The following is a 20,888-nucleotide window of genomic DNA, read 5'->3' as shown; positions in this document are numbered from 1 at the left end:
GCCGGGCGCGGTGACCTTTGGGGAGAGGCCGCGGGCAGGGGCGGCTTCTCCTCCGCGGAGCCTGCCCGACGGCGGCCTCCACGCGATGTTGGATCTGTCCGGCTGCGGCTTCCAGGCAGTGTTGGACCTGTCCGCCGACGGCTTCCACACGGTGGTGGACCTACCCGTCCGCGGCTTCCGTACGGTGCCGGATCTGTCCGCCGACGGCTTCCGCGCGATTTTGGACCGGCCCGCAGCTATTCGCTCACACGTTGGTGAGCGGCGCCCCGCTGCGGACCGGCGATTGCTCACCTCCGTGCCCGTTTCAGGAGCGGCCGGAAGCCGGTTCGGAACACTCCTCGAACCGGCGTGAAACGGCCGAGACCCGCTCGGTGCAGATGGGACCGAGCGGGTTCTCCTGGAAAGCGGTGACATCGTGCGCGTCACCGCGGGCACCTCCGGACCGGAGGGTGTCCAGTTATGCCTCGGTGAGGTGGCCGGGATGGTCCATCCCGTTTTTTGGACTCTGGATTTTTTTAGACCCTGGATCGCCTCAGGCCGGCGACCAGGCCGACACCGACGATGGCGAGGACGACCTGCATGACGAGCTCGATCCAGTCGATGCCGTTCGTGGTGGCCACGCCGAGGACCTGCGCGATCGCGGTACCGATGAGCGCTGCGACGATGCCGACGACGATGGTCAGGATCCAGCCGATCGGCTGCCTACCGGGAAGCAGCAGCCGCCCGAGGGCGCCGATGACAGCGCCGATGACGATGGCCCCAAGGATGGACGCGATAGTCATTACAACCTCCCAGTGAGCGTGATCCCTTCACTCTCACAAGAAGGTGGATACCCCCCAGGTCAAGGTTATTCCTGTCGATGGAAAAATTCCTGATCAGCGGGTTTTCCTCGCCCCCATCTGGACCACGAGCAACACTCCCAGCACCGCGAGCGCGAGCTGGAGGATATGTTCCCACCAGTCGATCCCCCGCGTGTTGGCGAACCCGAGCGCGCTCGCGATGAGCGTGCCGATGAGCGCCGCGACGATGCCGACGACGAGTGTCAGGCCCCAGCTGAAGTTCTGCCGCCCGGGAACGATGAGTCGTGCCAACGCCCCGATGATGGCCCCGATGATGATCGCCGAAACAATCGATCCAATCATGTCCGACTCCCCCTGTTGCGAGACATGGTCATTAGGGGGCTACCCAGGACATTCACAGATCATCCGGAAAAAGGGGGTGGCCCGTACCGCGCCAGGAAACGGGCCACCGCCTCGGACGTACGACGAGCATTCCGCACCGCCCGCCGGAGCGTTTTCACGCTCCGTACTAAGAGACGCCTGACTGCGGGTTGAGGTTCACCACGATCGCGGTGGCGACGGCCGCCACGCCTTCGCCACGCCCGGTGAGCCCCAGCCCGTCGGTCGTGGTGGCGATGACGCTCACCGGAGCGCCCACGGCGGCGCTGAGCGCCTTCTCGGCCTCCGCACGGCGGGGTGCCACCTTGGGCCGGTTGCCGATCACCTGGATGGCCACATTGCCGATCTCGAAGCCTGCGGCGCGCACCTTGCGGGCGGCCTCCTGCAACAGGGTGACGCCGGAGGCTCCCGCCCAGCGGGGATCGGAAGTGCCGAACAGCCCGCCCAGATCGCCGAGACCCGCCGCGGACAGCAGTGCGTCACAGGCGGCGTGAGCGGCCGCGTCACCGTCGGAGTGACCGTCCAGGCCGATTTCGCCCGGCCAGTGAAGGCCCGCGAGATTCAACTCGCGTCCGGATGCGAACGGGTGGACGTCGACTCCGACGCCCACCCGTGGAAATGTCATGTTCAGGAGTTGAGAACCTCATCCAGCAGAGCCTCGGCCTTGTCCTCGTTGGTCTTCTCGGCGAGCGCGAGCTCGCTAACCAGGATCTGCCGTGCTTTTGCCAGCATGCGCTTCTCTCCTGCGGAGAGTCCGCGTTCCCTGTCTCGTCGCCATAGGTCGCGAACGACCTCGGCCACCTTATTGACGTCACCGGACGCCAACTTCTCAAGGTTGGCCTTATAGCGGCGGGACCAGTTCGTAGGCTCTTCGGTGTGAGGCATGCGAAGCACGTCGAAAACGCGCTCAAGGCCCTCTTGTCCGACGACATCGCGAACACCGACGAGTTCGGCGTTGTCTGCCGGCACCTGGACGGTAAGGTCGCCCTTGTCGACCTTAAGAACCAGGTAGGTCCTTTCCTCACCCTTGATGGTTCGGGTCGTGATCGCCTCGATCCGAGCAGCCCCGTGGTGGGGGTAGACGACAGTGTCGCCGACCTGGAAAGTCATGTGACAAGTACCCCTTCCGCTGTACTCAAGAGTACCACGTATCCACAGCCTCCCGGAACAGTGAAATCACCATAACTGCAGGTCAAAGCCGCATCTTATGGCTTGACAAGCGCTCAACAGTATGAATCAAAGGTCTAAAAAGCACCTATGACCTGCGTTCCTCGTCTTCCGGCGATCAGGTGGGCCACCGGAAAACCCGGGAATCGCGACGGATAGGGTTGCCCTTGCCCTACCTCATGTGTGACAAGGAGAACTCGCACCGTGACCCGCATCAGCCGTCACCGGGTGATCGCCGCCGCCGCGTTCCTCGCAGCCGCCCCGGCCTTGGCCGGCTGCGGTGCCGGATCCGACGCGATCACCAACCAGCCTTACGCGCCGACCGAGGCTCTGACGACCCAGGCGAAGGGAATCAACATCTCCCAGGCCTTCTTCCTGGGCCCGGACTCCGGCACGACGATCGCCGCGGGTGCGGCGACGCCGCTCTACCTGTCCGTGGTGAACACCAACCAAGCCCCCGACCAGCTCGTCGGCATCGGGGTCGACTCCGCCCTGGGCACCGCGAAGGTGAGCTCTCCGGTGACGCTTCCCGTTCAGACGCGGGTGAGCATCGGCAACCCCACTCCCTCCATCCTGATCGAGGGGCTGAAGAAGCCTCTCAGGGGTGGCGAGAGCATCCAGGTGCAGCTGCAGTTCGCCAACGCGGGGCTCGTCCCCCTCACGATTCCGGTCATCACCCGTAGCCGCGAGTTCACCAGCCTGCCGCAGGCTCCGGGTGTCAGTGCGGCTCCCACGCCGACGCCCACCGCCTCCGCCTCCGCTTCCACCGACTCCATGGAGGACATGGGGCACTCCATGGAAGGCATGGACGAGTAGGGCGCACCCCGCCAAAGCAGAAACGCCGAAGTCGGCGGCTCTTCGAAAGAGTCGCCGACTTCGGTCTGTCAGAACCACCGTGGGCCCGGGGGTCGCCCCAGGCCATCCGAGACCACCGGGGCCGTTCAAAGGCCTCATACCTCGCGGCCGGGCCGCCCTGAGGGCCTCAGGCCTCGCGACCGGAACCCGCCACGGGCTTCAGGCCCCGGGCGCGCGAACGCCCGCCTCGGGGCCGGACCCGCCTGGGGCCCCGGGCGCGCGAACGCCCGAAGGCCCGCCTCAGGACCGGACCCGCCCGGGGTCTCAGGCCTCGGCGGGGTCGAACTTGTAGCCCAGGCCCCGGACGGTCAGGATGCAGCGGGGGTTGGAGGGATCGGCCTCGACCTTGGCGCGCAGCCGCTTGACGTGGACGTCCAGGGTCTTGGTGTCGCCCACGTAGTCGGCGCCCCAGACGCGGTCGATGAGCTGGCCCCGGGTGAGCACCCGGCCGGCGTTGCGCAGCAGTACTTCCAGCAGCTCGAACTCCTTGAGCGGGAGCTGCACCTGCTCACCGCGGACGGCGACGATGTGCCGGTCGACGTCCATCCGGACCGGCCCCGCGGCCAGTACGGCCGTCTCCAGCTCCTCCACGTCACCCTGGCGGCGCAGCACCGCGCGGATGCGGGCCACCAGTTCCCTGGAGGAGAAGGGCTTGGTCACGTAGTCGTCCGCGCCGAGCTCCAGCCCGACGACCTTGTCGATCTCGCTGTCCTTGGCGGTCAGCATGATGACCGGCACGTTCGAGCGCTGACGGAGGGAGCGACATACTTCGGTCCCGGGCAGGCCGGGAAGCATCAGGTCGAGCAGCACCAGGTCGGCGCCGGTGCGGTCGAAGGTCTCCAGCGCCTCGGGGCCGGTGCCGGCCACCACGACCTCGAAGCCCTCCTTGCGCAGCATGTATGACAGGGCGTCAGAGAACGATTCTTCGTCCTCGACAACAAGCACGCGAGTCACTGCGCGGCCTCCAGGGGGATCGTAGTAGTGCCAGGTGCGGCTACCGCCATGCCGCCGAAGGCGGGCAGGCGGAGGGTGAAAGTGGAGCCTGAGCCTTCCTTGCTCCACACCGTGACCGCGCCGTTGTGAGAGGCGGCCACGTGTTTGACGATGGCCAGGCCGAGGCCCGTGCCACCGGTCGCCCGCGAGCGGGCGGCGTCGACGCGGAAGAACCGTTCGAAGATTCGTTCCTGAGCGCTCTCGGGGATGCCGATCCCCTGATCGCTCACGCTGATCTCGACCGATTCGGTGTGAGCGCCCGCCGCGCGTGCGCTGACCACGACCCGGGTGTGCTCGGGGCTGTAGGCGACCGCGTTGTCGATGAGATTTCGCAACGCGGTGACGAGAAGCTCGTCGTCGCCCCAGATCTGCAGGCCCTCGACGCCCCCCGCGACCAGGGTGATGTCCTTGGCCGCCGCCGTGGTGTTGCAGCGGTCGATGGCCTCGTGCACCACCTCGTCGATCGGGACCGGACCCGGGGTGGGGATGGGCTCGGCTCCCTGGATCCGGGAGAGGGTGATGAGGTCCTGGACGAGGTAGGTGAGTCGTGCGGCCTCGTGTTGCATACGCCCGGCGAACCGGGTGACCGCCTCGGGGTCGTCGGCGGCGTCCTGAATGGTCTCGGCCAGGAGGGACAGGGCACCCACCGGCGTCTTGAGCTCGTGGCTCACGTTGGCCACGAAGTCACGGCGGACCGCCTCGACCCGCCGGTGCTCGGTCTGGTCCTCGGCGAGCACGAGCACCTGGCCGTACGAACCCAGCGGTGCGACCCGCACCGCGAAGTTGGTCGACTCCTGGCCGAACTTGTGCCCGGCCACCTCGATCTCGCTCTCGCGGATCTCGCCGTCCCTGCGTACCTGCCTGGCCATCGCGAGCAACTCGGCCGCCATCAGGTGGTCGCCTTTGACCAGCCCGAACGCGCGTGCGGCCGAACTGGCCCGCAGTACCCGGTCCTCTTTGTCGAGCACGACCGCCGAGGACGGCAGCACAGCCAGCACCGAGGCGACGCCCTGGGGCAACGCGCCGGGCTCGACATCGTCTGTCGGTGTCATGACCTGCCTCTGTCCCACGTTCTGGCGGACGACCATCACGGCCAGTGCTCCCACGACAAAACCGGCCAGCGCGGCCAGGCTCGCCATCAGCTCACTCACGTGGTCCTCCTGTAGGCTTCACGTCCCTGATGGTAGGTGGGTGTTTTCGGTTTCGGGGCAGCTCAGGGGCTATGACCAAGGCCTTTCCCATAAAGTTCACTTTATGGTCGAGGTTCGTTCATTGTTTCGCACATACGGTGGCTTTCATGCGCGATGCCTATCACGACGAACTTGATGCCCTCACCGAACAACTGGTTGAGATGACCCGCCTCGTCAGGTCGGCGATCTCACGGGCCACCACCGCCCTTCTGGACGCCGACCTCCACCTTGCCGAAAGCGTCATCTCCCAGGACGAAGAGGTCAACAGGATCTTCGCGGAGATCGAGACATCGATCTTCGAACTGATGGCCAGGCAGCAGCCGGTGGCGGTGGACCTCCGAATGGTCATCGCCGCCCTGCGTATGGGCACCGACCTCGAGCGCATGGGCGACCTCGCCGAGCACGTGGCGAAGGTGGCCAGGCTGCGCCACCCCGAGTCGGCGATCCCGCCGGAGATCCGCGACACCATCCTGGAGATGGGCCAGATCGCCGAGCGCCTCATCACCAAGACCGGCAGCTGCATCGCCTCGCGCGACGTGGACACGGCCATGGAGCTTGAGGCCGACGACGACGCGATGGACAAGCTGCACCGCAGGCTGTTCAAGGTCCTGATGGCCAAGGACTGGAAGTACGGCGTCGAGCCGGCCATCGACGTGACGCTGATCGGCCGCTACTACGAGCGTTACGCCGACCACGCGGTCCGCGTCGCCCACGACGTGGTCTACCTGGTGACGGGCTCCCGGCCGCAGGACATCACCACCGTTTAGAGTCTCCGGCCCCTCGGGTGCTGTGAACATCCAGAGCCCTGGGCCTCTCGGGGTCGCGAAGGAGAAGGGCCCGCCGAGCCGGCGGGCCCTTCTCCTTTTCCGCTTCCGTTTTCCCCGTTGGGATCTACCCGGAGGCCTGCGGGACCTACTTGCCCTGGTTGGCCACGGCCTCGATGGCGGCCTCGGCGGCGTCGGGGTCGAGATACCGGCCGCCCTTGGTGGTCGGGCGGAAGTCGCCGTCCAGGTCGTACTGGAGCGGGATGCCCGTGGGGATGTTGAGCCCGGCGATATCCTCGTCGCTGACTCCGTCCAGGTGCTTGACCAGGGCCCGGAGCGAGTTGCCGTGCGCGACGACCAGAACGGTCTTGCCCGCCGCGAGCTCCGGCACGATCTGGTCGTACCAGTACGGCAGCATGCGCCCGACGACGTCCTTGAGGCACTCGGTCCTCGGCATCAGCTCGCCCGGAAGCAGCGCGTACCGAGCGTCACCGGCCTGGGAGAACTCGTCGTCGTCAGCGATCGGGGGCGGGGGGACGTCGTACGAACGACGCCAGAGCATGAACTGCTCGTCGCCGAACTCGGCGCGCGTCTGCGCCTTGTCCTTGCCCTGGAGCGCACCGTAGTGGCGTTCGTTGAGCCGCCAGGACCTGGAGACCGGCAGCCAGAGCAGATCGGCGGCGCCCAGTGCGAGATTGGCGGTCTGGATCGCCCGGGTCATCACGGAGGTGTGGACCACGTCGGGCCGCACTCCGGCGTCGACCAGCAGCCGTCCGCCGCGTCGCGCCTCCTCCTCGCCCTTGGCCGAGAGCCCCACATCCACCCAGCCGGTGAACAGGCCCTTTGCGTTCCATTCGCTCTCACCGTGCCGCAACAGCACCAAAGTCGACATGGAAGCAAGCTAGCTTAGTGCGCGGCCGTTCAACGCCCGGGGTCGGCTCAACCCCTGCGGCCGGCTCGACGCCCGGGGCGGCGCAACCCTCAGGGATGGCTCAACTCCCAGGGACGGCTCAACCCTCAGAGATGGCTCAACGCCCGGAGCGGCTCAACCCCCAGGGGCGGCGCAACCCCAGGGGCGGCTCAACGCCCGGGGTCGGCGAATCGGGCGAACGCCTGGAGGTTGGCGAGTGACTCGCCCCGCTTGGCCCGCCACTCCCACTCCCGCCGGATCGAGGAGGCGAAGCCCAGCTCCAGAGCGCGGTCGAATCCCTCGTCCGAGTAGGTGAGGACGCACCCGAGGAGCCGGTCGATCTCCTCCTCGGAGATCGCCTCGAGCGGGATCCGGCCCACGAGGTAGACGTCGCCGACCGGATCGAGGGCGAAGTGCACGCCGTACATGGAGCCGTTCTTGGTCAGCAGCCAGCGGTAGAACTCCGCGTGGTTCTCATCGGGCTGGCGGCAGAAGAACGCCTCCACGTGCAGGACCTGGTCTCCGACGATCAGCCAGACCATGGTCGCGAGTTTGTGCTGGCCGGGGAGCTTCGCCAGGAAGGCTCCGGGCCTGGGCTGCTCGAAGGAGACCTCCGCGCCCTTCAGCGCCGCCTCGATCGCTTCACTCACGGGACCGACCTCTCGATAGTGGACCGGCTCTCGCTCCTCGTGGACGGGCTCTCGATTGCCGCTCGGGGACCGGCTCTCCATCCCCATGCCCACAGCCGCCTCACCCATGCCCACAGCTTACGAGTTGACGCGACGGAGACCCGCCCACGAGCCGGCCGCGGCCAGGGCGCGCTTACGAGCCGACCCTGGCCGGAACGCGCCACGCGGAGCGGCCATGATCGGAACGCTTCACGAGCCGGCCGCGGCCAGGACGTGCTTTACGAGCCGATCACGGCCGGAACGCGCCACGCGGGCCGACCATGATCGGGACACTTCGCGAACCGGCCGCGGCCAGAGCCCGCTTCACGGACCGGCCGCGATCGGGACGCGTTTTACGAGTTGACCGCGATGGGGATCCGGTGCAGGTTCGCCATCGCCCCGGCGTAGACCTCGGCGAGCCGTGCCGCGGTGGCCGACCAGCCGAAGGCCGCGGCGTGGGCCACCGCCCCCGTCGCCAGCGTCTCCCGCCAGGCGGGCCGCTGGACGAACTTGGTGAGCACCTGTGCCCAGTCCTGAGGATCGTGCCCCTCGACGAGCACACCGGACACCCCGTCGCGTACGGCGGTGCGCAGCCCGCCCACGGAGGCCGCGACGACCGGGGTGCCGCAGGCCTGTGACTCCAGCGCGACCAGGCCGAACGACTCGCTGTGCGAGGGGACGACGGTCACGTCGGCGGCGCGGTACCAGTCGGCCAGCTCGTACTGGGGCGCCGGTGGAACGATCCTGACCACGTCCGAGATGCCCAGCGAGGCGGCCAGGTCGGTGAGGTAGGAGGGACGGGCCAGGCCGTTGCCGCTGGGGCCGCCGACGCAGGCGACGACGAGCCTCGACCGGAGCGAGGGGTCGTCGATGAGCATCCGGGCCGCGGCGCGCAACAGCACGTCCGGGGCCTTCAGCGGCTGAACGCGGCCGACGAACAGCAGCACGTGGGCGTCCTGCGGCAGATCGAGCCGGTGACGGGCCGCGCCCTTGGACGCGGGCTGGAAGACCCTGAGGCTCACTCCGGGGTTGACGACCTCGACGCGGTCGGGGGCGGCGCCGTACAGATCGACGAGCTCCTGGGCCTCGGTCGGGGTGTTGGCCACCAGCCTGTCGGCGACCTCCACGACCTGCTGCTCGCCCAGCACGCGGGCGGTCGGCTCGGGCTTGTCGTCCTCGGCCAGCAGGAGGTTCTTCACCTTGGCCATGGTGTGCATGGTGTGCACCAGCGGCACGCCCCAGCGCTCCTTGGCCAGCCAGCCCACCTGGCCGGACAGCCAGTAGTGAGAGTGGATCACGTCGTACCGGCCCGGCTCGTACATGGCCTCGGTGCGCAGCACTCCCGAGAGGAACCCGCAGAGCTGGCCGGGCAGATCGCCCTTGTCGAGCTCCTCGTACGGACCTGCGGTGATGTGGCGGACCCAGACGCCGGGAGCGATCTCGGCGACCGGTGGTAAATCACGTGCGGTCTGCCGGGTGAAGATCTCGATCTCCACTCCGAGCTCGGCCAGACGCTTGGCCACCTCGACGATATAGACGTTCATGCCGCCCGCGTCTCCCGTCCCGGGTTGATCCAGGGGGGACGTGTGCATACTGATCGTCGCGACTCGGCTGACCCGCCGTCGCCTCACCGACACCACCTCCGAACGGGCTACAACCAACCACTTGTTCGCGGCATTCCCGTCATCCGGACACACGGGGCTAATACCCCGTGGCCCTGGCAGGATTGGGTGCCATGAACAGGACAGCTGTGGTGACAGGCGCCAGCAGTGGCATCGGGGAGGCGACGGCACGCCGTCTGGCCGCCGAAGGTTTCGACGTGGTGGCCGCGGCGCGGCGCCGGGACCGGCTGGACAGACTGGCCGCCGAGGTGCCCGGGATCCGCGCGGCGACCCTTGACGTTACCTCCCAGGAGTCGGTGGACGCGTTCGCCGCCTCGCTGGACCGTTGCGACGTGCTGGTCAACAACGCCGGCGGCGCGGTCGGCCTGGAGCCGGTGGCGAGCGGGGACGTGGCCGACTGGCAGCAGATGTACGACGTCAACGTGCTCGGCACGCTGCGGGTCACCCAGGCGCTGCTGCCCCGCCTCATCGACTCGGGGGACGGCGTGCTGCTGATGCTGACCTCGGTGGCCGGGCTGGTCTCCTACGAGGGCGGCGGCGGCTACAACGCGGCCAAGCACGCCCAGACCTCGATGACCGAGGTGCTCAGGCTGGAGCTGGTCGGCAAGCCGGTCCGGATCGTCGAGGTCGCCCCCGGCATGGTCCACACCGAGGAGTTCTCCCTCAACCGCTTCCGCGGTGACTCCGCCGCCGCCGACCGCGTCTACCAGGGCGTTCCCGACCCGCTCTCCGCCGACGACGTGGCCGACGCCATCTCCTGGTGCGTGACCCGCCCCGCCCACGTGAACATCGACCGCCTGGTCATCCGCCCCCGCGCCCAGGCCGCGCAGCACAAGATCCACCGCGTCTGATCGTGCCGAAGCCGATCGGGGAGATCACCAGGGGGACGACGGGACACAACCGGCTGCGGCGCGCCGATCGATGGATCGCGGGCGTCCACGGCCGGCTCCTGCGCGGCGCGAACCGCCCGCTGGTGGTCGACCTCGGCTACGGCGCCTCACACACCACGACGCTGGAGATGTTCCTGCGGCTGCGCGGCGTCTGCCCGTCGGTCGAGGTCGTCGGCATCGAGATCGACCCGGCCAGGGTGGCGGCGGCCAAGCCGTACGAACGCCCGGGGCTGTCCTTCGCGCTGGGCGGATTCGAACTGCCGGTGGACCGGCCTCCGCTGGTGATCAGGGCGTTCAACGTGCTCAGGCAGTACGGCGAGGCCGAGGCGTGGGGCTACTGGGCGATGCTCAGGGAGCGGGTCGCCCCGAACGGAGTGATCATCGAGGGCACCTGCTCGGAAGTGGGCCATCGCGCGGTCTGGGCCACGCTGGACCGCTCAGGACCCCGGACCCTCACCCTCTCCGCCCGGTTCGACGGTTTCACCCGCCCGTCCGACCTCGCGGAACGACTGCCCAAAACGTTGATCCACCGCAACGTCCCCGGCGAGCCCATCCACGCCTTCCTCCGCGACTTCGACCACGCCTGGGCGGTCAACGCCCCCCTCGGCTCCTACGGCTCACGCCAGCGCTGGATCGCCTCCGCGGAGACGCTCGCCGGGACCTGGCCGGTGGCGGAGCATCCCCCGTCGGGCGGGCGGTCCCGGTGGCGGCTCGGCGAGATCACCCTCCCGTGGTCCGCCGTCACCCCCAGATGATCCGAACCTCGATCCCCGCCGTTTCCTCCAGACCTCATCCCCGTTCCCGGTATCTCCCGGCCGCCATCTCCGACGTGCCCCGGTCACAGCCGCCGTTTCCCTCGCGTCCCAGCTCCCGGCCACCGTTCCCCCGGGCCTCGTCCCCGGCCGCCGTCTCTTTCGAGCCCCCGGATAAAATCCCCCGCATGGCCGAACTGCGCTTTGTGGTGAGCCCCGAACTCACCACCGAGCTGACCGACGAACTCATCGACTGCTGGGCCGACGTGACCAACGCGGGCGGAGCCGTAGGGTTCGTGCCACCGGTCACCGCCGACGACATCAGGAAGACGGCGGTCTCCTCGTTCGAACGCTGCGGCGGCCTCGACCACCTGCTGGTCGGTTTCGACGCGGAGGACCGGGTCGCCTGCTGGCTGATCCTGGCCGACTCCGGGTCGTGGCTGCACGCGCACTGGCGCTGGCTCCTGCGCGTTATGGTCCATCCCAAACACCAGGGCAGGGGCTACGGGGCCGACCTCCTCCGTGCCGCCGACGTCGCCGCCCGGGATCTGGGCCTCGACGCACTGCACCTGACCGTCCGCGGCGGCACCGGAACCGAGGGTTTCTACGCTCGTCAGGGCTACATCGAGGTCGGCCGTATCCCCCGGTCGATCCGCCTCGCCGACGGCGACGAACGCGACAGCATCTACATGGTGAAACATTTGTGACGCATATCACTCGACAACCCGTAGTACTACCCCTCGTGGTGCGGGAGTTAGGCTTGGTTGTGTGAAAGGTCTGGGCGAGCTGGAACGCAGCATTATGGACGTCATCTGGGCACAGCCATCCCCTGTGACGGCGCGGGAGGTCGGGCGCCTGATCGCCGACCGGGACCTCGCGCCCACCACGGTGATGACGGTGCTCGACCGGTTGACCCGCAAGGGCTTCCTGGTCCGCACTCGCGACGGCCGCGCATGGCGGTACGAACCGGCGGAGAGCCGCGATGCGTACATCGCGGAGCTTATGCTGGGAGCACTGGATTTGACCGGTGATCGGTCGGCGGCCCTCACCCGGTTCGCCCAGGCCGTCACCGGCACCGAGGCCGAGATCCTGCGCAAGGCCCTGACGGGCTTGGAGACGGAGCTGGAGGACGAGTGATGACCGCTGCAGCCCTGGCGACCCTCGCCCTGGTCTGCACGGTCGGAGCCTGGCGGCTCACCCGGGCGCGCTGGCCCTACCGCGCTCCGCACGTGGCCATCGTCCTGTGGCAGGCGCTGGGGGTGACCTGGGGTCTGGCCGGGACCGGCGCGCTGCTCGCCTACGCCCTCTCGCCCTATGGCCTGGGTGTGCTGAACGGGCTCCACGCGTTCTTCACCTCCGCGCTCGGCGGGCACGGCCCGCCCGAGCCGTACGGCCCCCCGAGGATCCTCGCCCTCATCACCGGTCTGGCCGCGCTCGCCGTACTGATCGTGGTTCTCCTCGCCGCGGGCGCGCAGACATCCCGCGCCCGGCACCGCCACCGTGCCCTCCTCGCCCTGATCGCCCGCGAGGATCCCGTGGTCCCCGGCGTGCGGGTGCTCGACCACCCGGGCGCCGCCGCCTACTGCGTGCCCGGCCTGCGGTCCCAGGTCGTGGTCAGCGAGGGCACCCTGAAGCTGCTCTCCTCGGCCGAGCTGACCGCGGTGCTCGCGCACGAGGCCGCCCACGTCCGCGAGCGGCACGACCTGGTGCTGTTGCCGTTCGCCGCACTGCGCAGGGCTCTGCCCTGGTCACGGGTGGTCAGGGATGCCCAGAGCGAGGTCAGCCTGCTGGTGGAGATGGCCGCCGACGACGTCGCCCGCCGATACTGCTCCCCGCGCCGCCTGGCCACCGCGCTCCTCCGCTTCGGTACGGCGGGCTCCGTGCCGGCCCCGCACGGAGCCCTGGGCGCCACCGGCTCCTCCGCGGTGATGGCCAGGGTCGAGCGCCTCATCACCCCCGGCCCCGCCCTGCCCGTCGGCGTCCGCTACAGCATCGTCTTCTTCTCCATCACGCTGACCTCCTCCGCCCCGCTGCTCTGGCTGATCCCTCACTGACCGGCCGATGCGCCGACCACCTGTGATCGCCGGGTCCGCCGACTCGCAGGGGTTGCTTCGGCAGGGCAGCGACCGGAAACCCGGTCAAATTTCACGGTCCCTGTACCAATCCCTCGTTGACCAGCAGATCCCTCGTTAATCTCACTCCCAAATGCTTGCAACTGTTAGCTATTGTGTTTGCAATTGCAAGCACCGTCGTGCAGACTGAAGACATGGCACTACCCAAGGTCGGCTCGATCGGCGAGTACATCCGCGAGCAGCGCACGGTGGCGAAGATCTCTCTGCGCCAGCTCGCCGCCACGGCGGGGGTCTCCAACCCCTACCTCAGCCAGATCGAGCGGGGACTGCGCAAGCCCAGCGCGGAAATCCTGAACCAGATCGCCAAGGGCCTGCAGATCTCATCGCAGGCCCTCTACGTTCAGGCCGGCCTCATCGAAGCACGTGAGCCGGACAGCGACGTGCTGACAGCGATCAGGGCCGACCATCTCATCACCGAGCGCCAGCGCCAGGTGCTGATCGACATCTATGAGTCGTTTCGCAAGGAGAACCGGGCCGAGGCTCCGGATGAGGATGCGCAGACCTCCCAGAAAGCGCACCCCGCACCGGAGCCCCCGCGCGATGACGCGGACTCCTCGCCGGACGACGAGGCACCACTGCCCAAGGGATATCTCAGCGCGCTGAAGCCCTACGAGACTCCCCCGAGCAACGGTCACGTCACACAGGAAACCAAGGAAGGTTAACCCATGCCCATCGCCACCGAGGTCGAGAAGCTCGTCAAGTCCAAGCCGTTCTACGCCGTCGCCGGCGCGGGCGACCTGGCCGTCAAGGAGCTTCGCAAGCTTCCCGAGCGGATCCAGAAGCTGCAGGGGCGCAGCGAGGAGATCCGCGAGGTCGCCAAGGACCTCCCCGAGAAGGCCAAGGAGCTCGCCGGCAAGGCCGAGGTCTACGCCCAGCACTTCCCCGAGAAGGCGCGCGTCTACGCCGACCAGGTCGCCGACAAGGCCACCAAGCTCTACGACGAGTTCGCCACCCACGGCCGAAAGATCGTCTCCAAGGCGAGCGGCGGAGCCGCCCGCGAGCTGGAAGAGGTCTCCGAGGCCTCCGCGCCCCCGCGCACCAACGCGGTGCCCAAGAAGAACAACCGCGCCCGCACCCCGAAGTCCGGCACCACGCCGAAGGCCTGATCCACGCCGTCCGAACGCGTGTGACCCGGCGGGCGGGGCCCGGTCCGGTGCCCTCGCGCGTGAAAGGCCTCCACGAGGCGCGGCGGGGCGAACCCCCCGGCGCAGAAGACCCGTCCCGGCAGCACCGGGGCGGGTCTTTCACATCCGGCGCCCCCGGCTTCGCGGGTCCGCACCGGACCGCCGAGCCCGGAACGGGGTCTTTCCCGCTTGTCGTCCGCGACTTCGCGGATCCCGTACCGGACCGCCGCGCCCGGCACGTGGTCTTCCCGTCTGTCGTCCGCGACTTCACGGGTCCGTGCCGGGTCCTCGCGCCCGACCATGCCGCCGGGCGCGAGGCTTTCCCCGCTCGGCATCCGCGTCCCCTGTTGACCGCTATGTCCCTGGGCGCGCCCATCGATCCCGTATCGGATCGAGCACGCCGGACCGAGGACACCACGAACGGGATTTTCGGCATTAGGCTGATGAGAACTACCTGAGGCAAGCGTTTGGGAGAGACGATGATCCCGGTGTACGGCGTTCTGGGCCTGATCTTCACGGCCCTGGCCATCGGTGTGTTCGCCCTGGCGGTCTGGGCCCTCGTTCACGCCGTCAAGACTCCGGCTCGCGCCTTCGCGGTCACCGGCAAGCAGACCAAGAACCTGTGGATGATCATCCTGGGTCTGGCGACGCTGTTCGGATTCTCCGCCGCCGTGGGGTTCATCGACCCGCTGAGCATCTTCACCATCGCGTCCGTCATCGCCGCGGGCATCTACCTGGCCGACGTGCGCCCCGCCGTGAAGGGGATCGGCAAGGGCGGGAACCAGGGCCCCTACGGTCCCTGGTGAATGCGGGCCGGCGCATCGGCCGGTGAACGAACGGGCGAATTCGCCGATGAATCAACCGGTGAACGAACGATGAACGACCGGTTGATCGATCGGCGAACCAACCGGTGAATCAACTCGTGGATCGACCGGTCAACAGACCGGTGGGTCAACCCCCTTGCCCTGGGAGACCTGGGCCGGTAGACACACCGAATGATGTTCGCGAACAAACCCACCCTGTCCGGAGAGCGCGTGACACTCCGGCCCGTCGGCCCCGAGCATGTCGACGGCCTCTGGGAGCTCATCAACGACCCGGAGACCGTACGGCTGACCGGGTCCCACGGGCAGCCCGACTACGAGACGACCAAGCAGTGGTACGGCTCACGGGGTGATCACGACGACCGGCTGGACCTGGCGATCTGCACGGCCGAGGACGACTCCTACGTCGGCGAGGTCGTGCTCAACGAGCTTGACGTCCACAACCTCTCCTGCAACCTGCGCATCGCCCTGGTCGGTCCCCGCGCGTTCGGCAAGGGGTACGGCAGCGAGGCGATCAGGCTCGTGGTCGACCACGCCTTCACCTCCACCTCGCTGCACCGCATCAGCCTCGAGGTCTTCGATTTCAACGAACGAGCCGTCCACGTTTATCGCAAGGCCGGCTTTGTTGAAGAGGGAGTATGTCGTGACGCGCTCCGCCAGGGAGACCGGTGGCACGATTCGATCATCATGTCGGCCCTTGCGCCTGACTGGGGTGTCAAGGAAGTCTGACACCCATGTAGTGATTTTTCGGAAACATCTTTTGACACTCTCGAAACAATGCTACGTTCATTGGGAGCGCTCCCACCTGTGCGGAATCTTGGTGTGGAGGAAGTTATGGCCGATCTACCCACACTCGCCCATGTCGCCGCGGAAGCAGGGGTTTCCCCCGCCACTGCGTCCCGGGTGATCACCGGTTCAGTCAGAGTCAGCACATCGACTCGTAGGCAGGTGCATGACGCAATCTCGCGTCTAGGTTACGTACGACACCGCGCTCCCCGAGGCGGAGCCGGACGGCGATCCGACCAAGTCGTGGCGATAGTGGTCTGTGAGCCGGCCCACCGGCTGTTCACCGAGCCCTTCTACGCCAGGATGATCACTGCGGCGGAGGAGGTGCTCACCGGTCACGGTGTGCCTCTCGCCGTGATGACCGCCACGGCGGCCACCTCCACCATCGCCACGCCGCCGCTTGTCGCCGGCGGAATCGACGGTGTCCTGCTGATCAGCGCGCGGGACAGACACCCGCTCGTGGTGACGCTTGCCGCCTCGGGCATTCCCGTACGGAGCGCGGGCCGCCCGCCGGACGGGATCGACCTTCCCCACGTCGACATGGACAACCGCGACGGCGGCAGGCAGGCGGCGGAACACCTCCTGCTCGGCGGCCGGCGGTCCATCGGTGTCATCGCGGGACCGCCCACCCTGCCCGCGGCGCGGGACCGGCTCGACGGCTTCATGCAGACGCTCACCCTGGCCGGGATGACCGGCGTGCCGGTCGCCTACGGCGACTTCAGCCACGCGTCGGGCGTGCACGGCATGCAGTGGTTGCTGCGCAGGATGCCAGGCGTCGACGCCGTGTTCGCCGCCTCCGACGTGATGGCCGCGGCGGCCCTGCAGACCCTGCGCCGCACCGGCCGCCGGGTGCCCGAAGACGTGGCCGTCATCGGGTTCGACGACGCCCCCATCGCCCGGCGAACCTCGCCCACGCTCACCACCGTGCGCCAGCCGGTGGAGGAGTTCGCGGCGCTCGCCACCCGGTTGCTGCTGCTCTCGATGAGCGCGGACGACACTCCCGTGAACAACCCCGTGCTGCCCACAGAGCTGGTAGTCCGTGAGTCAGCCTGAACTCGGCGGACTCCGCTCGGGAGACGTGCTCACCCGCAGATACCTGCTGATGGAGCAGATCGCGTGGGGCGGCATGAGCGTGATCTGGCGTGCCTTCGACCAGTCGCTGCAGCGGATGGTCGCGGTCAAGCTGCTCGACGGCGAGCTCGGCTCCGATCGCGGGGGCCGGGAGCTCATCCGCCGCGAGGCCCGCGCCACCGCCCGTCTCATCCATCCCGACGCGATCGAGGTCTACGACTACGGGGAGACCGTGACCCCGCACGGTCGCCTCGCCGCCTACGTGGTGATGCGCCTGCTGGAGGGGCGCCCCCTGTCCGACCGGATATCCGAGGGCCCGCTCCCGTGGATGGAGGCCGCGACGATCGCGACCAGGCTGGCCACCGTGCTGGCCGCCGCCCACGAGAGGGGCATCGTCCACCGGGACGTCACGGCCGAGAACGTGCTGCTGACCGCGGCGGGCGCCAAGCTGCTCGACTTCGGCATCGCGGCGTTCATCGGGGAGGACGACGACGACGCCACCTCCGACTACGGCACCCCTCCCTACGTGGCGCCCGAACGGCTGACCGGCACGACCGCGGAACCGGCGAGCGACGTCTACGCGCTCGGCGTGCTGCTGTTCGAGATGCTCACCGGCAGCCCGCCGTACCCCGAACGGACCTGGGAGGAAATAGAGAACGTCCGGCGGGAGGGACCTCCGCCCGCGATCTGCGTCCCGGGCCTGCCTCCCGGGATCGGAACGCTCTGCCGGATCTGCCTGTCGCACAGGCCCGAGACGCGGCCGAAGGCCCAGGAGGTGGCCGACGGCCTGACCGAGTTCCTGGCCGCGGCCCGCAGGCCCGCCGAGACCAAGATCATAAGCTGGGCGGTGGCGGTGGCGGCGACGGTCGTGGTGATGCTCGCGGGGGCCCTGGTGTGGAACCAGCTCGCCAACCCCGCGGGCAGCCGGTCCTTCCCTCCCATGGCCCTCACCTCCGACGCCTCGCACTCCGCACCGGCCATGACTCCCGATCCCGGTTTCACCCGGCCCTCTCCCAGTCCCACCGTTCAGGAGCCACGGACCACCCCCTCGGAGCCACGGACCACCGCTCATGAGCAACGGGCGACGGAGACCTCTTCCGGATCGAAGGTGATCCCCTCGTCGACGCCGAGCCTCAACCGGAGCGTCCAGCGCTTCAACGCGCTGCTGGCGAAGGGGGAAGGCGAGGGCAGGATCCGCCCGGACGTGGCCCTGGACCTGCGGCAGGTGCTGGCCAACAGCGTCTGCTGCTCGCGCGATCTCACCCCGATCCGCGGGAAGATCGCCGATCGGCACCGGGAGGGCTCCCTGCCCGACGAGCTCCGTCACGCGCTGGAGAGGCAGCTCATGTTCGTATCGGTCGCGCTGGCCGGGTGAGCGCCGCGGACGGCGGCCTCCGGGATGACCGGCGGCCGTCGCTCCATGGATCAGCCGAGGGTGCGGGTCGTCGAGGGTGAGGGCCCGCGGGGACGGGTCCGCACCGGCGTGGGTGCCGTTGGAACCGCAGCCGGGTGGACCGGCCCGGGACGGCGATCACGCAGGCGATGTCTCATGGACGACTCTTTCCGGGAAACGGTGTGGGAGCGCTCCCATAATCGTGATCTCCGAGGAATGCGCAAGGCGGGCACCGATCTCCCACTACCCTGCCGACCTGCGTTCGGGGGCCCCACCTGGGGAATCACTTCTTTTATACGAACACGTCGGATGTGGGAGTGATGAAACTTTCGCGAAATATGTGACGAGACAGAAGCCATGGGCAGGGCGATGACGCCGACGCCGCGATGGCTGATCATCAGCTGGTTACATGAGATGCAGCACGTGACGCCGTCGCGAAGCTCGACACGAGAGGCATTTTCGATGGACTCCGCCCCGAACTCCGCCGATCCGGTCTCCGCCGCGCCGCTGCTTGTTGTCATGGGCGTGACCGGTTCGGGCAAGAGCACCGTGGGCGCCGCTCTCGCCCAGCGGTTGCGGGTGCCGTTCGCGGACGCCGACGACTTCCACGGCGAGGCCAACGTCGCCAAGATGTCGGCCGGCATCCCGCTCGACGACGCCGACCGGCTGCCGTGGCTGCGGTCGGTCGGCTCCTGGCTCGCCGAACACGCCGCCACCGGCGGGGTGATGAGCTGCTCCGCGCTCAAGCGGAGTTACCGCGACATCCTGCGAGCTCCGGCGCCTGCGGTGATTTTTGTGCATCTCGACGGCGATGCCGAGGTCATACGCCGGCGGGTGGCCAACCGGCCGGGGCACTTCATGCCGGTTTCGCTGGTCAACTCGCAGCTGGACACCCTGGAGCCCCTCGAACCGGACGAGGGTGGGATCATCCTCGACTTCGGCAGGCCCGTCGACGAGCTCGTGGAGGCCTATCTCGCCGCGGCGCCGTCCCTCCGGACGCCGTCACCGCCCCTCCAGGCCGGATCACCCCGGCAGCCGCTCTCGCGAACGGAACCACACCCGGCGTCACCTCCCGGAACGCCGTCGCACTCGGCACCCCCCGCCGATCCGGAATCGGGCCCCGAGAGCCCAGCCAACCCAGGAGCGTGACATGCGCACCGTCCTGATCGCACTCGCCGCACCCGACTCGGTCTCCCCCGGCCGGCTGATCCCCGCGGCGCTCATCGGCATCGCGCTGATCGTCCTGCTGATCACGTACTACAAGCTGCACCCCTTCCTGAGCCTGACCCTCGGTTCGCTGGTCGTCGGGATCATCGCGGGTCTGTCGCTGACCGACACCATCGACGCCTTCACCAGCGGGTTCGGCAGTACGGCGGCCGGCGTCGGCACGCTCATCGCGCTCGGAGCGATGTTCGGCAAGCTGCTCGCCGACTCCGGCGGGGCCGACGAGATCGTCGACACGATCGTCGGACGGTCGAGCCCTCGCTCCCTGCCCTGGGCGATGGCCGCGGTGGGTGCGCTGATCGGCCTGCCGATGTTCTTCGAGATCGGCCTCGTCCTGCTCATGCCGGTCATCTTCCTGGTCGCACGGCGTTCGGGACTGTCCCTGATCCGCGTGGGAATCCCCGCGCTGGCGGGCCTGTCGGTGATGCACGGACTCGTGCCTCCCCACCCGGGACCGCTGGTCGCCATCGACGCGCTGAAGGCCGACCTGGGTCTCACTCTGGCCCTCGGCGTGCTCGTCGCCCTTCCCACGGTGGCCATCGCCGGGCCGCTGTTCGCCAAGTACGCCGCCCGGTGGGTGGACGTCCCGGCGCCGGAGCTCTACGACGCTCCGCCCGCCGCGCAGGACGCCCGGCGACCGTCGTTCGGCGTCACCCTGGCCACCGTGCTGCTGCCGGTCGTCCTGATGATGGGCAAGGCCCTCGCCGACATCCTCGCCCCCGAGGGGAACGCCGCCCGCACCGTGCTCGACTTCCTCGGCACCCCGCTGGTGGCCCTGCTGATCGCCGTCATCGTCGCGATGTTCACCCTCGGTCGCGGTGCCGCCATGGACAGGAAGGCGATCGCGAAGTCCCTGGAGCAGGCGCTGCCGCCGATCGCGGGCATCCTGCTGATCGTGGCCGCCGGAGGCGGTTTCAAGCAGACCCTGATCGACACCGGAATCGGCGGCCTCATCGCCGGCTGGGTGGAGAACAGCGGGCTCTCGGTGCTGCTGCTGGCCTGGCTGGTCGCCGTGCTCATCCGGCTCGCCACGGGATCGGCGACCGTCGCGACCGTCACGGCCTCCGGGATCCTGGCCCCGCTGGTCGCCAATCTCAGCACCGGGGAGACCTCGCTGCTCGTCCTGGCCATCGGTGCGGGCTCGCTGTTCTTCTCCCACGTCAACGACGCGGGTTTCTGGCTGGTCAAGGAGTATTTCGGGCTCACCGTGGGCCAGAACATCAAAACCTGGTCGGTGATGGAGACCATCATCTCGGTGACCGGGCTGGTGCTGGTCCTGGTGCTGGACGTGTTCTTCTAGGGCTCCGTCCGGGCCACGAACGATCACTCAGGTTCCATGAAACTTTCA

General features: G+C 68.5%; 24 protein-coding genes. 15 read left to right on the top strand and 9 right to left on the bottom strand.

Features of this window, described 5'->3' with window-relative positions; translation table 11 throughout:
* Positions 1–515: 515 nt before the first annotated feature.
* The 4 genes from DKM19_RS02790 to DKM19_RS02775 form a co-directional block, all read right to left on the bottom strand.
* Positions 516–782, bottom strand: a complete 267-nt coding sequence (locus DKM19_RS02790) for a GlsB/YeaQ/YmgE family stress response membrane protein (protein ID WP_110694350.1) — start codon at positions 780–782, stop codon at positions 516–518.
* A 93-nt stretch (positions 783–875) separates the two neighbouring features.
* Positions 876–1,142: a GlsB/YeaQ/YmgE family stress response membrane protein gene (locus DKM19_RS02785; RefSeq protein WP_110694349.1), complete on the bottom strand. Its 267-nt coding sequence runs from the start codon at positions 1,140–1,142 to the stop codon at positions 876–878.
* 166 nt (positions 1,143–1,308) lie between these two features.
* Complete coding sequence (gene ispF, locus DKM19_RS02780) at positions 1,309–1,803, bottom strand: 2-C-methyl-D-erythritol 2,4-cyclodiphosphate synthase (RefSeq protein ID WP_110694348.1); 495 nt, start codon at positions 1,801–1,803, stop codon at positions 1,309–1,311.
* A gap of 2 nt (positions 1,804–1,805) precedes the next feature.
* Positions 1,806–2,288, bottom strand: coding sequence for a CarD family transcriptional regulator (locus DKM19_RS02775; RefSeq protein ID WP_030924410.1), 483 nt, complete (start codon positions 2,286–2,288; stop codon positions 1,806–1,808).
* Positions 2,289–2,549: 261 nt separating this feature from the next.
* Between DKM19_RS02775 and DKM19_RS02770 the strand changes: the two genes are divergently transcribed.
* Complete coding sequence (locus DKM19_RS02770) at positions 2,550–3,161, top strand: copper chaperone PCu(A)C (RefSeq protein ID WP_110694347.1); 612 nt, start codon at positions 2,550–2,552, stop codon at positions 3,159–3,161.
* A gap of 303 nt (positions 3,162–3,464) precedes the next feature.
* On the opposite strand, the gene DKM19_RS02765 is transcribed toward DKM19_RS02770, so the two are convergent.
* The gene (locus tag DKM19_RS02765) at positions 3,465–4,154 is read right to left on the bottom strand and encodes a response regulator transcription factor (RefSeq protein WP_089211711.1); all 690 of its coding nucleotides are present in this window, start codon (positions 4,152–4,154) and stop codon (positions 3,465–3,467) included.
* Positions 4,151–5,332 (bottom strand): cell wall metabolism sensor histidine kinase WalK, encoded by a 1,182-nt coding sequence (locus DKM19_RS02760; RefSeq protein WP_089211735.1) that lies wholly within the window; start codon positions 5,330–5,332, stop codon positions 4,151–4,153. The genes DKM19_RS02765 and DKM19_RS02760 overlap by 4 nt, the downstream gene beginning before the upstream one ends.
* 158 nt (positions 5,333–5,490) lie before the next feature.
* Here DKM19_RS02760 and phoU point away from each other — a divergent pair, with 158 nt between their 5' ends.
* Entirely contained in the window at positions 5,491–6,150 is a 660-nt protein-coding gene (gene phoU, locus DKM19_RS02755; RefSeq protein WP_110694346.1) for a phosphate signaling complex protein PhoU, read from the top strand.
* A gap of 145 nt (positions 6,151–6,295) precedes the next feature.
* Here the strand turns inward: phoU and DKM19_RS02750 are convergent, their stop codons facing one another.
* The 3 genes from DKM19_RS02750 to mshA all read right to left on the bottom strand — a co-directional run bounded on the left by DKM19_RS02750 (position 6,296) and on the right by mshA (position 9,386).
* Positions 6,296–7,039, bottom strand: a complete 744-nt coding sequence (locus DKM19_RS02750) for a phosphoglyceromutase (protein WP_110694345.1) — start codon at positions 7,037–7,039, stop codon at positions 6,296–6,298.
* Positions 7,040–7,227: 188 nt separating this feature from the next.
* Positions 7,228–7,707, bottom strand: coding sequence for a YbjN domain-containing protein (locus DKM19_RS02745; RefSeq protein ID WP_110705445.1), 480 nt, complete (start codon positions 7,705–7,707; stop codon positions 7,228–7,230).
* Between the two features lie 371 nt (positions 7,708–8,078).
* Positions 8,079–9,386, bottom strand: a complete 1,308-nt coding sequence (mshA, locus tag DKM19_RS02740; RefSeq protein WP_110694344.1) for a D-inositol-3-phosphate glycosyltransferase — start codon at positions 9,384–9,386, stop codon at positions 8,079–8,081.
* A 74-nt stretch (positions 9,387–9,460) separates the two neighbouring features.
* Here mshA and DKM19_RS02735 point away from each other — a divergent pair, with 74 nt between their 5' ends.
* The 13 genes from DKM19_RS02735 (at position 9,461) to DKM19_RS02675 (ending at position 20,840) form a co-directional block, all read left to right on the top strand.
* Positions 9,461–10,198 carry an SDR family NAD(P)-dependent oxidoreductase gene (locus DKM19_RS02735; RefSeq protein ID WP_110694343.1) on the top strand — a complete coding sequence of 246 codons (738 nt, stop codon included), beginning with the start codon at positions 9,461–9,463 and terminating at the stop codon, positions 10,196–10,198.
* A 2-nt stretch (positions 10,199–10,200) separates the two neighbouring features.
* Positions 10,201–10,992, top strand: a complete 792-nt coding sequence (locus DKM19_RS02730) for a class I SAM-dependent methyltransferase (RefSeq protein ID WP_204358629.1) — start codon at positions 10,201–10,203, stop codon at positions 10,990–10,992.
* A 185-nt stretch (positions 10,993–11,177) separates the two neighbouring features.
* Positions 11,178–11,696 carry a GNAT family N-acetyltransferase gene (locus DKM19_RS02725; protein ID WP_110694342.1) on the top strand — a complete coding sequence of 173 codons (519 nt, stop codon included), beginning with the start codon at positions 11,178–11,180 and terminating at the stop codon, positions 11,694–11,696.
* A 61-nt stretch (positions 11,697–11,757) separates the two neighbouring features.
* Positions 11,758–12,126, top strand: a complete 369-nt coding sequence (locus DKM19_RS02720; RefSeq protein WP_089211718.1) for a BlaI/MecI/CopY family transcriptional regulator — start codon at positions 11,758–11,760, stop codon at positions 12,124–12,126.
* On the top strand, positions 12,123–13,043 hold the full coding sequence (locus tag DKM19_RS02715; protein WP_110694341.1) for a M56 family metallopeptidase: 921 nt from the start codon (positions 12,123–12,125) through the stop codon (positions 13,041–13,043). Before DKM19_RS02720 ends, DKM19_RS02715 begins: the two co-directional genes overlap by 4 nt.
* 212 nt (positions 13,044–13,255) lie before the next feature.
* Positions 13,256–13,783 (top strand): helix-turn-helix domain-containing protein, encoded by a 528-nt coding sequence (locus DKM19_RS02710; RefSeq protein ID WP_089211720.1) that lies wholly within the window; start codon positions 13,256–13,258, stop codon positions 13,781–13,783.
* 3 nt (positions 13,784–13,786) lie between these two features.
* Positions 13,787–14,227, top strand: a complete 441-nt coding sequence (locus tag DKM19_RS02705) for a hypothetical protein (RefSeq protein ID WP_110694340.1) — start codon at positions 13,787–13,789, stop codon at positions 14,225–14,227.
* Between the two features lie 497 nt (positions 14,228–14,724).
* The gene (locus DKM19_RS02700) at positions 14,725–15,051 is read left to right on the top strand and encodes a DUF2516 family protein (RefSeq protein WP_089211722.1); all 327 of its coding nucleotides are present in this window, start codon (positions 14,725–14,727) and stop codon (positions 15,049–15,051) included.
* 228 nt (positions 15,052–15,279) lie between these two features.
* Positions 15,280–15,795 (top strand): GNAT family N-acetyltransferase, encoded by a 516-nt coding sequence (locus tag DKM19_RS02695; RefSeq protein ID WP_239514052.1) that lies wholly within the window; start codon positions 15,280–15,282, stop codon positions 15,793–15,795.
* A 48-nt stretch (positions 15,796–15,843) separates the two neighbouring features.
* Entirely contained in the window at positions 15,844–16,905 is a 1,062-nt protein-coding gene (locus tag DKM19_RS02690; RefSeq protein ID WP_369987866.1) for a LacI family DNA-binding transcriptional regulator, read from the top strand.
* Positions 16,892–18,298 carry a serine/threonine-protein kinase gene (locus DKM19_RS02685; protein ID WP_162641242.1) on the top strand — a complete coding sequence of 469 codons (1,407 nt, stop codon included), beginning with the start codon at positions 16,892–16,894 and terminating at the stop codon, positions 18,296–18,298. The genes DKM19_RS02690 and DKM19_RS02685 overlap by 14 nt, the downstream gene beginning before the upstream one ends.
* Positions 18,299–18,778: 480 nt before the next feature.
* Entirely contained in the window at positions 18,779–19,465 is a 687-nt protein-coding gene (locus DKM19_RS02680; RefSeq protein ID WP_204358628.1) for a gluconokinase, read from the top strand.
* Between the two features lies 1 nt (position 19,466).
* Positions 19,467–20,840, top strand: a complete 1,374-nt coding sequence (locus DKM19_RS02675; protein WP_110694337.1) for a GntP family permease — start codon at positions 19,467–19,469, stop codon at positions 20,838–20,840.
* Positions 20,841–20,888: the final 48 nt, after the last annotated feature.

It is taken from the genome of Streptosporangium sp. 'caverna', assembly GCF_003203775.1.
GTDB lineage: Bacteria > Actinomycetota > Actinomycetes > Streptosporangiales > Streptosporangiaceae > Streptosporangium > Streptosporangium subroseum.
Note: the sequence above shows the minus strand (reverse complement) of the source record. Positions and strands in the feature narration are given on the sequence as shown.

What these genes read in the sequence shown, in the direction of transcription:
- DKM19_RS02790 (WP_110694350.1), bottom strand. Translation starts at nt 782, where the DNA reads ATGACTATCGCGTCCATCCTTGGGGCCATCGTCATCGGCGCTGTCATC.
- DKM19_RS02785 (WP_110694349.1), bottom strand. Translation starts at nt 1,142, where the DNA reads ATGATTGGATCGATTGTTTCGGCGATCATCATCGGGGCCATCATCGGG.
- ispF (WP_110694348.1), bottom strand. Translation starts at nt 1,803, where the DNA reads ATGACATTTCCACGGGTGGGCGTCGGAGTCGACGTCCACCCGTTCGCA.
- DKM19_RS02775 (WP_030924410.1), bottom strand. Translation starts at nt 2,288, where the DNA reads ATGACTTTCCAGGTCGGCGACACTGTCGTCTACCCCCACCACGGGGCT.
- DKM19_RS02760 (WP_089211735.1), bottom strand. Translation starts at nt 5,332, where the DNA reads ATGGCGAGCCTGGCCGCGCTGGCCGGTTTTGTCGTGGGAGCACTGGCC.
- phoU (WP_110694346.1), top strand. Translation starts at nt 5,491, where the DNA reads ATGCGCGATGCCTATCACGACGAACTTGATGCCCTCACCGAACAACTG.
- DKM19_RS02750 (WP_110694345.1), bottom strand. Translation starts at nt 7,039, where the DNA reads ATGTCGACTTTGGTGCTGTTGCGGCACGGTGAGAGCGAATGGAACGCA.
- DKM19_RS02735 (WP_110694343.1), top strand. Translation starts at nt 9,461, where the DNA reads ATGAACAGGACAGCTGTGGTGACAGGCGCCAGCAGTGGCATCGGGGAG.
- DKM19_RS02725 (WP_110694342.1), top strand. Translation starts at nt 11,178, where the DNA reads ATGGCCGAACTGCGCTTTGTGGTGAGCCCCGAACTCACCACCGAGCTG.
- DKM19_RS02710 (WP_089211720.1), top strand. Translation starts at nt 13,256, where the DNA reads ATGGCACTACCCAAGGTCGGCTCGATCGGCGAGTACATCCGCGAGCAG.
- DKM19_RS02705 (WP_110694340.1), top strand. Translation starts at nt 13,787, where the DNA reads ATGCCCATCGCCACCGAGGTCGAGAAGCTCGTCAAGTCCAAGCCGTTC.
- DKM19_RS02700 (WP_089211722.1), top strand. Translation starts at nt 14,725, where the DNA reads ATGATCCCGGTGTACGGCGTTCTGGGCCTGATCTTCACGGCCCTGGCC.
- DKM19_RS02690 (WP_369987866.1), top strand. Translation starts at nt 15,844, where the DNA reads ATGCTACGTTCATTGGGAGCGCTCCCACCTGTGCGGAATCTTGGTGTG.
- DKM19_RS02680 (WP_204358628.1), top strand. Translation starts at nt 18,779, where the DNA reads ATGGACTCCGCCCCGAACTCCGCCGATCCGGTCTCCGCCGCGCCGCTG.
- DKM19_RS02675 (WP_110694337.1), top strand. Translation starts at nt 19,467, where the DNA reads ATGCGCACCGTCCTGATCGCACTCGCCGCACCCGACTCGGTCTCCCCC.